This window comes from Agrobacterium tumefaciens (assembly GCF_013337285.1).
GTDB classification, from domain to species: Bacteria; Pseudomonadota; Alphaproteobacteria; order Rhizobiales; family Rhizobiaceae; genus Agrobacterium; species Agrobacterium burrii.
Window position 1 is genome coordinate 210225 of record NZ_SUPW01000005.1, and the last position, 12788, is coordinate 223012.

Sequence of the window (12788 nt, forward strand, 5' to 3'; positions counted from 1 at the left end):
CGCGGCGGCGTTCGTTCAAATGAACTATCTGCGGACAGGGAGACATGATGGATATCGACACCATCATCATTGGGGCAGGAGTAATCGGGCTGGCGGCGGCCCGTGAACTGTCGATGCGCGGCCTCTCTGTCATCGTCCTCGAGAGCGAAAAGGAATTCGGCTCCGCGACCTCTTCCCGCAACAGCGAGGTCATTCACGCCGGGCTTTATTATCCGGCCGGAAGCCTCAAGGCCCGCCTCTGCGTCGAGGGAAAAAAGAAGCTCTATGCCTTCTGTCAAAGCCACGGTGTTGCACACCGCCGCTGCGGCAAACTCATCGCGGCGGCAGATGAAGCTGAAACGGCCCTGCTGGCCGGGCTCAAGGACAAGGGCGAGGCCAATGGCTGTGAAGACCTGGAGCTGATCGATGAACGACAGGCGCTTTCGCTTGAACCCGCTCTCGCCTGCAGGGCGGCCCTGCTTTCGCCCTCGACCGGCATCATCGACAGCCATGGTTATATGCTGGCGTTGCTCGGTGAGGCGGAAGACCATGGCGCCGCTCTTGCCTTGAACGCCCCTTTCGAAGGGGCGCAGGCAATCAGCGGGGGTTTCCGGGTTCATGTCGGCGGCAAAGAGCCGATGAGCCTGACATGCCGCCTGCTCATCAATTCCGCCGGCCTCATCGCGCCGATGGTGGCAAAAAAGATCGAGGGACTGTCGGCACAAGCGATCCCTCAGGCGCGTTTTGCCAAGGGCAGCTATTTTTCGCTGGCAGGCAAGTCGCCGTTTTCACGGCTCATCTATCCCGCACCGCATACCCACGGCCTTGGCGTGCACCTCACGCTCGATCTCGCCGGTCAGGCCCGGTTCGGCCCTGACGTGGAATGGGTCGAAACCATCGATTATGCCGTCAATCCCCGCCGCATGGAGGGTTTCGGCGACGCGATACGGCGTTATTGGCCGGGCCTTCCAGAGGGTGCCTTGGTACCCGCCTATTCTGGCATCCGGCCAAAGATTTCCGGACCCGACGAACCTGCCATGGATTTCCGCATCGACGGACCGGAAACCCACGGACTTGCCGGCCTCGTCAATCTTTTTGGCATAGAAAGCCCCGGCCTGACCGCCTCGCTGGCGATCGCCGCAGACATTGCGGCACGGCTCAGGTATTAATTTCAGGCTGCCGCCTCAGCCAAAACGCGACAGCGCATCCGCCATGATCCCGGGATCGACATTGCCGCCGGATGCAACTGCAATCACCATTTCACTCTCCAGTTCACCACTATGGAAAAGTGCCGCGGCAAGAGCCACCGCACCGCCGGGTTCAACAACGATCTTCAGCCGGTTGAAGGCGAGGACCGCAGCCCGCAGCGCTTCCTCATCAGTCACGGCAATGCCTTTTCCGCAAAGCCCGGCCATGATCGGGAAAGTGATGTTACCGGGTTGCGGAGTAACGATAGCGTCGCAGATCGAACCAGAGGTCGCGGCGTTACGCTCTATCTTACCCGCAGCAAGGGAGCGCGCCACATCGTCGAACCGCTCCGGTTCTGAAGTCCTGACCCTGTAGTTCGGTGCTTTCGCGGCAAGCGCGAGCGAGATGCCGGATGTGAGGCCACCGCCGCCGCAGGGCACCAGAACCTCTGCCGCACCGATCCCCAACTCCGCGCCCTGTTCAGCAATCTCCAGTCCCACCGTGCCCTGCCCGGCAATGACCAAAGGTTCGTCGTAAGGCCTGATCAGCGTCAGCCCACGTTCGCGCGACAGCCGGTCGCCAATGGCGTCTCGATCCTCGTTGGCCCGGTCATATAGCACTACCTCCGCCCCATAGGCGCGGGTATTGTCGATTTTGATCTTCGGCGCGTCGGAGGGCATGATGATGACGGCGGGAACGCCGTGCAGGCGGGCGGCGAGCGCCACACCCTGCGCGTGGTTACCGGAAGAAAAAGCCAGCACGCCCTTAGAACGCACCTCGGCAGGCAGGCCGGAGACGGCTGACCAGCCGCCGCGAAACTTGAAGGAACCCGTCCTTTGCAGGCACTCGGCCTTTACGAAGAGCTTTCGCCCGGCAATCTCATCCAGAAACGGTGATGACAGCAGCGGTGTCCGCACCGCCTGATTGCCGATGCGCTGACGCGCCGCCTCGATCATGGAAATATCTGTCATGCCCTGCTCCTGTGATGCGGATTTGCAGGTACATTAGGAGGTCGCAATCAAATGCGAAACCGTCCGGAAAAGAAAAATCCCCGGCCATAGTCGGGGATTTTCATCATGTCTGATCATTGCCCAATCAGTGATTGTGCCGGGGCATCTTCTCGGCAATCCTTCGGAAATCCGCAGCCCCATCCAGAACCGCGCCGTCCGAAAGCTGCGTCACCGATTGACGGTAGATGCGCTGCCAGGGCGTCGCATCCGCCGGCACCGCCGGGATGCCATCAGCCTTGCGCGCTTCAAGTTCTGCCTCCGGCACCAGCGCGTTGCATGCACCCTCATTAAAGTCGATGCGGATCACGTCGCCGGTGCGAAGCCAGGCCAGCCCGCCACCGGCTGCACTTTCCGGCGAGGCATTGAGGATTGACGGGCTGTCCGCCGTTCCCGATTGCCGGCCATCGCCGATTGTTGGCAGGCTGGTGATGCCTTTTTTCAACAAGGCATCCGGCGGCTGCATGTTGACGACCTCAGCTGAACCCGGCCAGCCGAGCGGCCCCGCCCCGCGAATGACAAGGATGGTGCGCTCGTCAATACCGAGCGATGGATCGTTGATACGGGCGTGATAGTCTTCCGAACCATCGAACACCACACATTTGCCCTCGAAAATGCCTTCGCGGCCCGGCTCGCTCAGATAACGCTGCCGGAACTCCGCCGAGATCACACTCGTCTTCATGATGGCGAAATCGAACAGATTGCCCTTGAGCACGAGGAAACCGGCCCGTTCCTTCAGCGGCTTGTCGTAGGGAAGGATCACGTCGCGATCGGTCGATTCCCGCCCGTCCAGATTTTCCGCCATGGTCTTGCCGGTCACGGTCGGACAGTTTCCATCGAGCTTGCCGGCCTGCAGAAGCTCCCACATGATCGCCGGCGTGCCGCCGGCGCGGTGATATTTCTCACCCAGCCATTTTCCGGCCGGCTGGACATTGGCCAGCAGCGGAATATCGTAACCGTGGACCTGCCAATCCTCTTCGAAAAGCTCGACGCCCGCATGTTTCGCCATCGCCGCGAGATGCGGCTGAGCATTGGTCGAGCCACCGATTGCCGAATTGACGCGGATCGCGTTCAAAAACGCCTCGCGCGTCATGATGTCGGAAGGCTTGATATTTTCGACAACCAGTTCAACGGCGCGTCGGCCGGTGCGATAGGCCATCTGGCCGCGCTCGCGATAAGCGGCCGGGATCGCGCCGCAGCCGGTGAGCGACATACCGAGCGCTTCCGCCATGGCATTCATGGTGGACGCCGTGCCCATGGTATTGCAATGGCCGACGGAAGGAGCAGATTCGAGCGCCGCCTGCAAGAATTCCTCGCGGGTGATTTCGCCCGCACCATATTTGCGGCGCATGCGCCAGATCACCGTGCCGGAACCGACCAGATCGCCGTCATGATAACCGTCGAGCATCGGACCCCCGGAAAGCACAATAGCCGGAATATCGACCGTGCTTGCCGCCATCAGCGCCGAAGGCGTGGTCTTGTCACAGCCCGTCGTCAGAACGACACCGTCGAGCGGATAACCGTAAAGCACTTCCACGAGGCTGAGATAGGCAAGATTGCGGTCAAGCGCCGCGGTCGGGCGCTTGCAGTTTTCGAACATCGGATGGGTCGGAAACTCGATGGGAATACCGCCCGCATCGCGGATACCGTCACGCACCCGCTTGACCAGTTCCACATGGACGCGGTTGCAGGGCGTGAGATCGCTGCCGCTCTGCGCGATACCAATGACAGGTTTACCGGAACGCAGCTCTTCCGGCGTCACACCGTAATTCATGAAGCGCTCCAGATAGAGAGCTGTCATGTCGAGATGGTCAGGATTGTCGAACCAGTCCTGGGACCGGAGGCGGCGCATGGGTGTCTTGTCGTCGCTCATCAGATCGCCTCAGCCCTGTTCCCGATTGTTGAGTTTTTCGAGGTAAAGCAGGATGCCGCTATGGTCGATATCTGCGCCGCCGTCGCCGACGAAGTCATCGAATTCGCGCGTTACCTGCTGAGTCAAAGGCAGCGTCAACGACAGATCCTGCGCCGTCGCCAGCACGCCGTTCAGATCCTTGAGCTGGAACTTCGACGGGCCGCCCGGCACGAAATTACGCTTCACCATGCGCTCGCCATGCAGTTCCAGAATCCGGCTTTCGGCAAAACCGCCGCGTATGGCATTGCGGAAACCTTCGCGGGATGCACCGCCCGCTTCCACAAGCATCATCGCCTCGGCAACCGCGCCGATGGTGATGGCGACGATCTGCTGGTTGGCAAGTTTGCAGAGCTGGCCCGCGCCTGAGGGACCGACATAGGTCAGCCGGCCCATCGGCGCAAAGACATCGGCAAGATCCGCAATCAGAGCCTCGTCACCGCCGGCCATGATGGCGAGCGTACCGGCAGTCGCACCCGGAACGCCGCCGGAAACCGGCGCATCGACGTGATGAATGCCCAGCGCCTCAAGCCGGGAGGAGTGGTCGCGCGCAATCGGCGGCGCAATCGAGCTGCTGTCGATCACGACAGCACCTTTTTTAAGCGCTTCGGCCACGCCCGCCTCGAACAGCACTTCGCCCACGGCCTTGCCATCGCTCAGCATGGTGATGACGATATCGGCACCTTTGGCGGCGTCCGCCGACGATGCCGCCAGAACTGCGCCATCAGCAACAAGAGCTTCAGCCTTATCCACGCTACGGTTCCAAACGGAAACCGCAAAGCCCGCGCCTAGCAGACGCCGGGCCATCGGCCCGCCCATCAGGCCCGTGCCGATAAAGGCAACCGACCGCTTTTTCTCCTCCCCACCGACACTCATTTCAGTGAACCTCCCAGTTCGTCTTCGATATGCACCTGAATGATCTCTTCGAAGGAGCTTTCAGCCGTGAAGCCCAGCTCGCGGGCGCGCTTGGCTTCGAAACCGGGCGCCCAGCCTTCGCACATGCGCATGATCATCTCGTTCGGCTCGCGGCGAATGAGGGCGACGGCCTTTTCACCGGCGACCTTGCGCAGCGCTTCGATCTGTTCGCCAACCGTGGCGCTGAGACCCGGCATCGACAGGTTGCGGCGCGGACCGACCTTTTCGACGTCAATCGTCGCACCATGGATGAGGAAACCGACGGCGGAACGCGGCGAGGCATGCCAGTGGCGAATGCTTTCCGGCACCGGCAGAACCGCTTCCTGGCCGACCAGCGGCTCTCGCAGGATATTGGAGAAGAAGCCGGAGGCGGCGGCATTCGGCTTGCCGGGACGAATGCAGATGGTCGGGAGACGAATGCCGATACCGTCGAAGAAACCGCGGCGGCTGTAATCGGACAGCAGCAGCTCGCAAATCGCCTTCTGTGTGCCGTAGCTTGTCAGCGGCGTGGTGTGGAATTCATCCGGGATCGGATAGGGAAGCGGTGCGCCAAACACGGCGATCGACGAGGTGAAGACCACGCGCGGCTTGTAACCATCCTTGCCGTTGGCAATGCGGATGGCGTCGAAGAGATAACGGGTGCCGTCGAGATTGATGCGGTAGCCCTTGTCAAAATCGAGTTCAGCTTCGCCGGACACGATGGCGGCGAGATGGAAGATGGCATCCGGACGGGCGTCCACCAGCTTTTCAGCTTCACCCGGAGCGGAGAGATCAGCTGCGCGCGCATCGACAGCACCGGAAAAACCGGCGGGTGCCTCGGGCTGGAACACGTCAATAAGCGTGAACTTCTCGATCGGCTTGCCACCGAGCGATCCATCTTTCACGAGACGCTGCGTCAGCTTGCGGCCAACCATGCCTGCGGCGCCGATGATTGCGATATGCATGTCTTCCTCCTCTGTGTCCCGGTCATTCTCCCGAGACCGAAAAAACATCATCGGCCGATGGACCGATAAATTAGCTTGTAAGGTTGTCTGATAACCTTATATGATCCGATTGAAAATAGTATTTTTTCACAAACTAACAAAAGCAGGGGCGCCGGCAAAAGCAAGGCCACAAACCCTTGCCTTCATATTTTAGGGCGGATTGGACGGAGAGGGTGGAATGACGATCGTGAGTGAACACGATATCGAGGAATTGCGGTTCTCGCTGAAGAACAGGCTTGGCGAAGCTCTGCTGCTGACATCGCAGGAAGACATGCTGCGCTATTGCCGCGACTGGCACGGGGATGTCACCAGTTCGGCCGTGGCCGTCATCCGCCCCCGCTCAACGCAGGAAGTGTCCGACACGGTGCGCGCCTGCGCCGAACTCGGCCTCGCCATCATCCCCCAGGGCGGCAATACCGGACTGGTGCTCGGCGGCATTCCCGATGCTCCCAAACATCAGGTCGTGCTGAGCCTTGAGCGTATGAACGCCATCCGCACCATAGACAGCGACGATTTTTCCGCTGTCGTTGAAGCCGGCTGCATTCTCTCGGAATTCAAGGATGCCGTTCAGGACAAGGGCATGTTCTTCCCGCTGTCGCTCGGCGCGCAGGGCAGCTGCCGCATCGGCGGCAACGTCTCCACCAATGCCGGCGGCATCAATGTTCTGCGTTACGGTATGACCCGCGAACTGGTGCTGGGTCTAGAAGTGGTCCTGCCGGATGGCACTATCTGGAACGGCCTGTCGACCCTGCGCAAGGACAATCGCGGTATCGATCTGAAGCAGCTTTTCATCGGCGCAGAAGGAACGCTCGGCATCATCACCGCCGTTGCCGTCAAGCTTTACCCCAATCCAGAACATGTCGAAACCGCGCTGCTTGGCCTCAATTCGCTTGACGACGCCATCAAGCTTTACCGCCGCGCCCGCCGCGAATGTTGCGATCTGATGTCCGCCTTCGAATTCATGCCGCCCGTCGCCTTCACGCTGGCGATCGAAGCCATACCCGATCTCAAAATGCCGATCGCCGGCGATTATCCGGCCTATGTGCTGATGGAAATTTCCGGCTCCGGTCTGGTGGATACCGCCGATCTAATGGGCCGCTTCCTTGAGGGCGTCATGGAAGACGGTCTGGTGCTGGATGGCGTCATTGCCTCCTCGCGTGCGCAGGCGCAGTCGCTGTGGCTTTTCCGTGAGGGCATGAACGAGGGTCAGGCGCTGCGCGGCAGCCATATGCGTACCGACATTTCGGTGCCGCTTTCGAAACTCTCGGCTTTCGTGGCCGAGGCCGAAGCGGAACTTGCGGAAAAACTGCCGGAATGCCTTGCCGTTTCCTATGGCCATGTCGGCGACGGCAACGTCCATCTCAACGTCTTGCCGCCCAACGGTGCGACACCGCAGGAGCGTGAGGCGTTCATCTACAAGTCCAAGACACTCGTTAACGAGGTCCTCGACCGTTACGTCGGCAGCATCAGCGCCGAACACGGCATCGGCCGCCTGAAACGCTCCGATTTCGAAAGCCGGCTATCGGATGTGCAGCGCCGGATGATCACGGGTTTGAAAAATGCCTTCGACCCCGATTTGCGGATGAATCCCGGTTGCCAGATAAGCCTGCAACCGGATAGCTAATCGAGGAACGGCACGGGGCGGCTGAATACGCCGCCCTTTAAAACCCGCTGACGGTGAAGGAGGAAGTCGCCTGCAGCGGGTAAGATGAACCAATCGTTTCTGCGGAACGGGAGCAATCATGACGCTGGAGTTCAATCAGATACATCGCAACGACCATCTGCCCGGCCGGATCGCCGCGGAGATCGCACGCGAGATCAATGATTCGAAACTCGGGCCGGGCGACAGGCTGCCGACGGAACATGTTCTGGCAAAAACCTTCGGTGTCAGCCGCTCGGTCATTCGCGAAGCGATCGCGCAATTGCGCAATGAAGGTTTCGTCGAAACCCGCCAGGGCGTGGGTGCATTCGTCACCGATCCCCGGCAGAGGCTGTCCATCCGCATCGAGCGCTCCCGTCTGAACGACCCTGAAAATTTTCGCGATCTTTTCCAGCTTCGTATGCCCCTCGAAATCGAGGCGGCGGGGCTGGCCGCATTGCACCGCAGTCCGCAGCAACTGGCGCGGCTGGCGGCGGCGCTGGAAAAGATGAAGACCGCTGACGACTGGTCGACGGAAGGTGTTGCCGCCGATCTCGACTTTCACCGCATTCTGGCGGAGGCAACCCAGAACGAATATTTTCTGATGTTCCTCGGTTTCATCGCGGAACGCATCAGCTCGGCCATCAACATCGCTTTCTCCCGCGCGGTTTTTGGTGACATTCTCGAGGTGACGATCGCCGAACATGTGGCAATCTACGAGGCCGTCGGGAAGGCCGACGCAACAGCCGCCAAGAACGCCATGCGCAAGCACCTGATCGGCGCCGCAAGCCGGGTCAATCTCGAACTGGATATCTTCTGAAAAGAAAAATAAACGCGTAAACCGTAAAGCTATAGGACAGGTTTCCGGGCTTTGCGGATAACCAGCGATAAAAGACGATAATTTTGTCGGTGAGACCGCTAGACTCGCTTCAAAAGTCATACTAAGAAGAATAAGATTAGGTTGTCAGACATCCAGACAATAAGACCGCAGGAGGCGGCCTGTCGGAAGGCTGAAAGGGGAGGACATATATGACCGGCAAAAGGTCCATCGACGCTACTGCAATTCTGCCTGAGGATTATGAAAACGCTTTGCTCGTCGGCCGCGTCTGGTCGAAAAGCGAAGGCGGCCCCTGCCCCGTCCTGCTCAAGGATGGCGTGCTTTATGACCTCACCTCTATCTCGCCCACCATGTCCGAACTTCTGGAAAAGACGGATCTGGTGGAGCGGCTTGCCGATACCGGAACATTCATCGCACTCGGCACGCTCGACGCCTTTCTCGACGGCTCGGCCGGCGAACTCCTCGCTCCCAACGATATTCAGGCCGTCAAGGCCGCAGGCGTTACCTTCGCCGACAGCATGCTTGAACGGGTGATCGAGGAGCAGGCCAAGGGCGACCCTCTTCGTGCGCAGGAAATTCGCGGAAGGCTGGCTCCGGTTCTCGGCGACAACCTCAAAGGACTTGAGGCCGGTTCAGAAAAAGCAGCGGAAGTGAAGAAGCTGCTCCAGGAAATGGGCCTCTGGTCGCAATATCTGGAAGTCGGCATCGGTCCGGATGCGGAAATATTCTCCAAGGCGCAGGCCATGGCCTCGGTTGGCTGCGGCGCGCTGATCGGCGTTCACCCGAAGTCGCAATGGAACAACCCGGAGCCGGAAGTGGTGCTCGCCATTGCCTCCGACGGCCGCATTGTCGGTGCAACCCTCGGCAACGACGTCAACCTGCGCGATTTCGAAGGCCGCTCCGCCCTCCTGCTCAGCAAGGCGAAGGATAACAACGCATCCTGCGCGATCGGCCCCTTTATCCGCCTGTTTGACGGACGCTTCACTATCGAAGACGTGAAGAAGTCGCAGATTTCGCTTCTGGTCGAAGGCGAAGACGGTTTCACCATGACGGGTGTAAGCCCCATGGAGGCGATCAGCCGCACGCCGGAAAACCTTGCATCCCAGCTTCTGAACCGCAATCATCAATATCCTGACGGAGCCGTCTTTTTCCTTGGCACGATGTTCGCGCCGGTGAAGGATCGTCATGGGCCGGGTCTCGGTTTCACCCACTCCAGGGGCGACCGTGTCGAAATCTCCTCGCCCAAGCTCGGCAAGTTGATCAATTGGGTCGCGACAACCGACGAGTGCCCGGAATGGACATTCGGCACCGCGGCCCTGATGCGCAATCTGGCGAAACGCGGGCTACTCTGAGCGATCAGCAGAGGTGCGTGCAGTTTTTGCGAAAAACCCATAGGTGGAGCATTCGCGGCGATCCTTAGCCGAAAATGCTTCAGATATTTCTTCGGGAGGGGAAAATGCAAAAGACCATCAATCTCTTTTACCGGATTCTCGAAATCATTCTCGTCCTGCTGCTTGCCGGCATGTCGATCATGGTCTTCGTCAACGTCGTCATGCGTTACACGATGAATTCCGGCATCAACATCTCTGAAGAACTGTCGCGCTATTTCTTCGTGTGGCTGACTTTCATCGGCGCCGTGCTGACCTTTCGCGAAAACAGCCACATGGGCATTGAAACGCTCGTGATGTTCCTGTCGCGCCGCGCCCGCGTTTTTTGCATGATCGTATCGAACATCATCATCCTGGCCTGTTCCGCCATCTTCTTCTGGGGAACCTGGAAGCAGTCCGCCATCAATGCCAGCATGCATGCCCCCGTCACCAAGCTTTCGATGATCTGGGTATATGGCATCGGCATGTTCACCGGCGGCCTGATGTTCATCATCGCGCTGGAGCGCCTGTACCGTTATCTGACGGGTCGCGTCACAGAAGACGAAATCGCCCAGTTCGCGGGCGAGAACCTGACGATCGAACAGCTTTCGGAGCGCTGATACCATGACACTTTTCGTTTTTGTCGGCTCTCTGCTGGGGGCCATGGCGATCGGCGTTCCCGTCGCCTTCTCCCTGATGTTCTGCGGCGTCGTGCTCATGTGGTACATGGGCATGTTCAACACCGCGATCATCGCCCAGAACATGATCTCGGGCGCCGATACCTTCACGCTGCTCGCCATCCCCTTCTTCATCCTGGCTGGCGAACTGATGAATTCCGGTGGTCTCTCCCGCCGCATCATCGACTTCGCGATCGCACTCGTCGGCCATATCCGTGGCGGCCTCGGCATCGTGGCGATCGTCGCAGCCATCATCATGGCCAGCATCTCCGGTTCGGCCGCAGCCGATACCGCAGCCCTTGCCGCGATCCTCATTCCGATGATGGCGAAGGCCGGTTACAACATCCCGCGCTCCGGCGGCCTCATTGCCGCAGGCGGTATCATCGCGCCGGTCATTCCGCCGTCCATGGCCTTCATTGTCTTCGGCGTCGCCGCCAACGTCTCGATCACCCAGCTTTTCCTCGCCGGCATCGTTCCGGGTATTCTGATGGGCACATCGCTCATCGTCGCCTGGCTGATCGTGGTGCGTAAGGACAACGTAAAGCCCCTGCCCAAAACCTCGGGCAAGGAACGTCTGCTCGTGACCGCTCGCGCCGGCTGGGCGCTCGGCATGCCTGTCATCATTCTTGGCGGCATCAAGGCCGGCATCATGACACCGACGGAAGCTGCCGTCGTTGCCGCCGCCTATGCGCTCTTTGTCGGCATGGTGATCTATCGCGAATTGAAGCCGGCGGACCTGTTTCATGTCCTCCTGCGTGCTGCCAAGAGCACCTCGATCATCATGTTCCTCGTCTGCGCAGCACTCGTCTCCGCGTGGCTCATCACGGCTGCGAATATTCCGAACGAAGTGGCTGGCTATATCGAGCCGCTGATCGATCGCCCGATGCTGCTGATGGCCGCGATGATGGTGCTGGTTTTCATCGTCGGCACGGCGCTCGACCTGACGCCGACCATCCTCATCCTGACGCCCGTTCTGATGCCTATCGTCAAGCAGGCGGGCATCGATCCGATCTATTTCGGTGTACTCTTCATCATCAACAACGCCATCGGCCTGATTACCCCTCCGGTTGGCGTTGTACTGAACGTCGTCAGCGGCGTCGGGCGCATCCCGCTCGGCAAGGTCACGGTCGGCGTCTGGCCGTTCCTCGTTGCCGAAACCATCGTCCTGGCGCTGCTGGTGATTTTCCCGGACATCGTCCTGGTGCCTCTGCAGTACCTTCGCTAATCGATACTTTTTCTCGACCACAATCCAAGGGAGGATATTATGAGAAAGCTTCTTCTGACCACCACCGCCATCGCTTTCGCCGTTGGCGCGGCAGCCCCGGCAATGGCTGAATTCAACAGCCGCAACATCCGCGTCTCGAACGGCATCAACCAGGACCACCCGGTTGGCAACGGCATCAAGGCCATGCAGGCCTGCCTCGACGACAAGTCGGGCGGCAAGCTGAAGCTGACGGCATTCTGGGGCGGCGCTCTCGGCGGCGACCTTCAGGCAACACAGGCCCTGCGCTCTGGCGTTCAGGAAGCCGTCGTGACGTCGTCGTCGCCGCTCGTCGGCCTCATCCCGTCGCTCGGCGTCTTCGACCTGCCGTTCCTTTTCGCCAACGACAAGGAAGCCGATGCCGTCATGGACGGCGCCTTCGGCGACATGATGAACAAGAAGCTGGAAGAACAGGGCCTCGTCAACCTGGCCTACTGGGAAAACGGTTTCCGCAACCTGTCGAACTCCAAGCACGCCGTGAACAAGTGGGAAGATTTCTCGGGCCTCAAGGTCCGCGTAATGCAGAACAACATCTTCCTCGACACCTTCCAGAACCTCGGCGCCAATGCGACGCCGATGGCTTTCGGCGAAGTCTTCTCGGCGCTTGAAACCAACGCGATCGACGCACAGGAAAACCCCTATGTGACGATCGACACCTCCAAGTTCTACGAGGTGCAGAAGTACATCACCGAGACAAACCACGCCTACACGCCGTTCCTCTTCCTCTTCTCCAAGCCCATCTTCGACAGCTATACGGCTGAAGAACAGACGGCCCTGCGCGAATGTGCAGTCGTCGGCCGCGACGAAGAGCGCAAGGTCATCCGCGAACTGAACCAGAAGTCGCTGGAAAAGATCAAGGCTGCCGGTCTCGAGGTCAACTCGCTGTCTCCGGAAGAACAGACCCGTATCCGCGAGAAGTCGATGGTCGTTTACGAAAAGCACAAGGCTGAAATCGGCGCCGATGTCGTTGACGCCGTTCTGGCGGACCTGAAGAAGATCCGCGGCCAGTAAGCCTGTCTGTATTG

At 59.8% G+C, this 12788-nt stretch carries 11 protein-coding genes; 7 read left to right on the top strand and 4 right to left on the bottom strand.

Going from position 1 to position 12788, the window contains the following annotated elements:
* The first annotated feature begins 44 nt into the window (after window positions 1-44).
* Window positions 45-1148 carry an NAD(P)/FAD-dependent oxidoreductase gene (locus FCH38_RS15625; RefSeq protein ID WP_174374305.1) on the top strand — a complete coding sequence of 368 codons (1104 nt, stop codon included), beginning with the start codon at window positions 45-47 and terminating at the stop codon, window positions 1146-1148.
* 15 nt (window positions 1149-1163) lie between these two features.
* On the opposite strand, the gene FCH38_RS15630 is transcribed toward FCH38_RS15625, so the two are convergent.
* From FCH38_RS15630 to denD, 4 genes are all read right to left on the bottom strand, one after another.
* The gene (locus tag FCH38_RS15630; protein WP_174374306.1) at window positions 1164-2138 is read right to left on the bottom strand and encodes a threonine ammonia-lyase; all 975 of its coding nucleotides are present in this window, start codon (window positions 2136-2138) and stop codon (window positions 1164-1166) included.
* A 124-nt stretch (window positions 2139-2262) separates the two neighbouring features.
* Window positions 2263-4047, bottom strand: coding sequence for an IlvD/Edd family dehydratase (locus tag FCH38_RS15635; RefSeq protein ID WP_149900433.1), 1785 nt, complete (start codon window positions 4045-4047; stop codon window positions 2263-2265).
* A 9-nt stretch (window positions 4048-4056) separates the two neighbouring features.
* A complete protein-coding gene (locus tag FCH38_RS15640) occupies window positions 4057-4959 on the bottom strand; it encodes an NAD(P)-dependent oxidoreductase (RefSeq protein WP_174374307.1) in 903 nt (300 codons plus the stop codon).
* A complete protein-coding gene (denD, locus tag FCH38_RS15645; RefSeq protein WP_046799622.1) occupies window positions 4956-5942 on the bottom strand; it encodes a D-erythronate dehydrogenase in 987 nt (328 codons plus the stop codon). Before denD ends, FCH38_RS15640 begins: the two co-directional genes overlap by 4 nt.
* Window positions 5943-6159: 217 nt before the next feature.
* Here denD and FCH38_RS15650 point away from each other — a divergent pair, with 217 nt between their 5' ends.
* The 6 genes from FCH38_RS15650 (at window position 6160) to FCH38_RS15675 (ending at window position 12774) form a co-directional block, all read left to right on the top strand.
* A complete protein-coding gene (locus tag FCH38_RS15650) occupies window positions 6160-7605 on the top strand; it encodes an FAD-binding oxidoreductase (RefSeq protein WP_174374308.1) in 1446 nt (481 codons plus the stop codon).
* 118 nt (window positions 7606-7723) lie between these two features.
* The gene (locus tag FCH38_RS15655; RefSeq protein WP_174374309.1) at window positions 7724-8440 is read left to right on the top strand and encodes a FadR/GntR family transcriptional regulator; all 717 of its coding nucleotides are present in this window, start codon (window positions 7724-7726) and stop codon (window positions 8438-8440) included.
* Between the two features lie 209 nt (window positions 8441-8649).
* Entirely contained in the window at window positions 8650-9810 is a 1161-nt protein-coding gene (locus tag FCH38_RS15660; protein WP_174374310.1) for a fumarylacetoacetate hydrolase family protein, read from the top strand.
* Between the two features lie 104 nt (window positions 9811-9914).
* Entirely contained in the window at window positions 9915-10445 is a 531-nt protein-coding gene (locus tag FCH38_RS15665; RefSeq protein ID WP_149900428.1) for a TRAP transporter small permease, read from the top strand.
* A gap of 4 nt (window positions 10446-10449) precedes the next feature.
* The gene (locus FCH38_RS15670) at window positions 10450-11727 is read left to right on the top strand and encodes a TRAP transporter large permease (protein ID WP_174374311.1); all 1278 of its coding nucleotides are present in this window, start codon (window positions 10450-10452) and stop codon (window positions 11725-11727) included.
* Window positions 11728-11766: 39 nt separating this feature from the next.
* Window positions 11767-12774 (top strand): TRAP transporter substrate-binding protein, encoded by a 1008-nt coding sequence (locus FCH38_RS15675; RefSeq protein WP_149900426.1) that lies wholly within the window; start codon window positions 11767-11769, stop codon window positions 12772-12774.
* The last annotated feature ends 14 nt before the right edge of the window (window positions 12775-12788 follow it).

Bases quoted from the DNA above. Each gene is read 5' to 3' on its own strand.
- FCH38_RS15625 (WP_174374305.1), top strand. From the start codon at position 45: ATGATGGATATCGACACCATCATCATTGGGGCAGGAGTAATCGGGCTG.
- FCH38_RS15630 (WP_174374306.1), bottom strand. From the start codon at position 2,138: ATGACAGATATTTCCATGATCGAGGCGGCGCGTCAGCGCATCGGCAAT.
- FCH38_RS15635 (WP_149900433.1), bottom strand. From the start codon at position 4,047: ATGAGCGACGACAAGACACCCATGCGCCGCCTCCGGTCCCAGGACTGG.
- FCH38_RS15640 (WP_174374307.1), bottom strand. From the start codon at position 4,959: ATGAGTGTCGGTGGGGAGGAGAAAAAGCGGTCGGTTGCCTTTATCGGC.
- denD (WP_046799622.1), bottom strand. From the start codon at position 5,942: ATGCATATCGCAATCATCGGCGCCGCAGGCATGGTTGGCCGCAAGCTG.
- FCH38_RS15650 (WP_174374308.1), top strand. From the start codon at position 6,160: ATGACGATCGTGAGTGAACACGATATCGAGGAATTGCGGTTCTCGCTG.
- FCH38_RS15655 (WP_174374309.1), top strand. From the start codon at position 7,724: ATGACGCTGGAGTTCAATCAGATACATCGCAACGACCATCTGCCCGGC.
- FCH38_RS15660 (WP_174374310.1), top strand. From the start codon at position 8,650: ATGACCGGCAAAAGGTCCATCGACGCTACTGCAATTCTGCCTGAGGAT.
- FCH38_RS15665 (WP_149900428.1), top strand. From the start codon at position 9,915: ATGCAAAAGACCATCAATCTCTTTTACCGGATTCTCGAAATCATTCTC.
- FCH38_RS15670 (WP_174374311.1), top strand. From the start codon at position 10,450: ATGACACTTTTCGTTTTTGTCGGCTCTCTGCTGGGGGCCATGGCGATC.
- FCH38_RS15675 (WP_149900426.1), top strand. From the start codon at position 11,767: ATGAGAAAGCTTCTTCTGACCACCACCGCCATCGCTTTCGCCGTTGGC.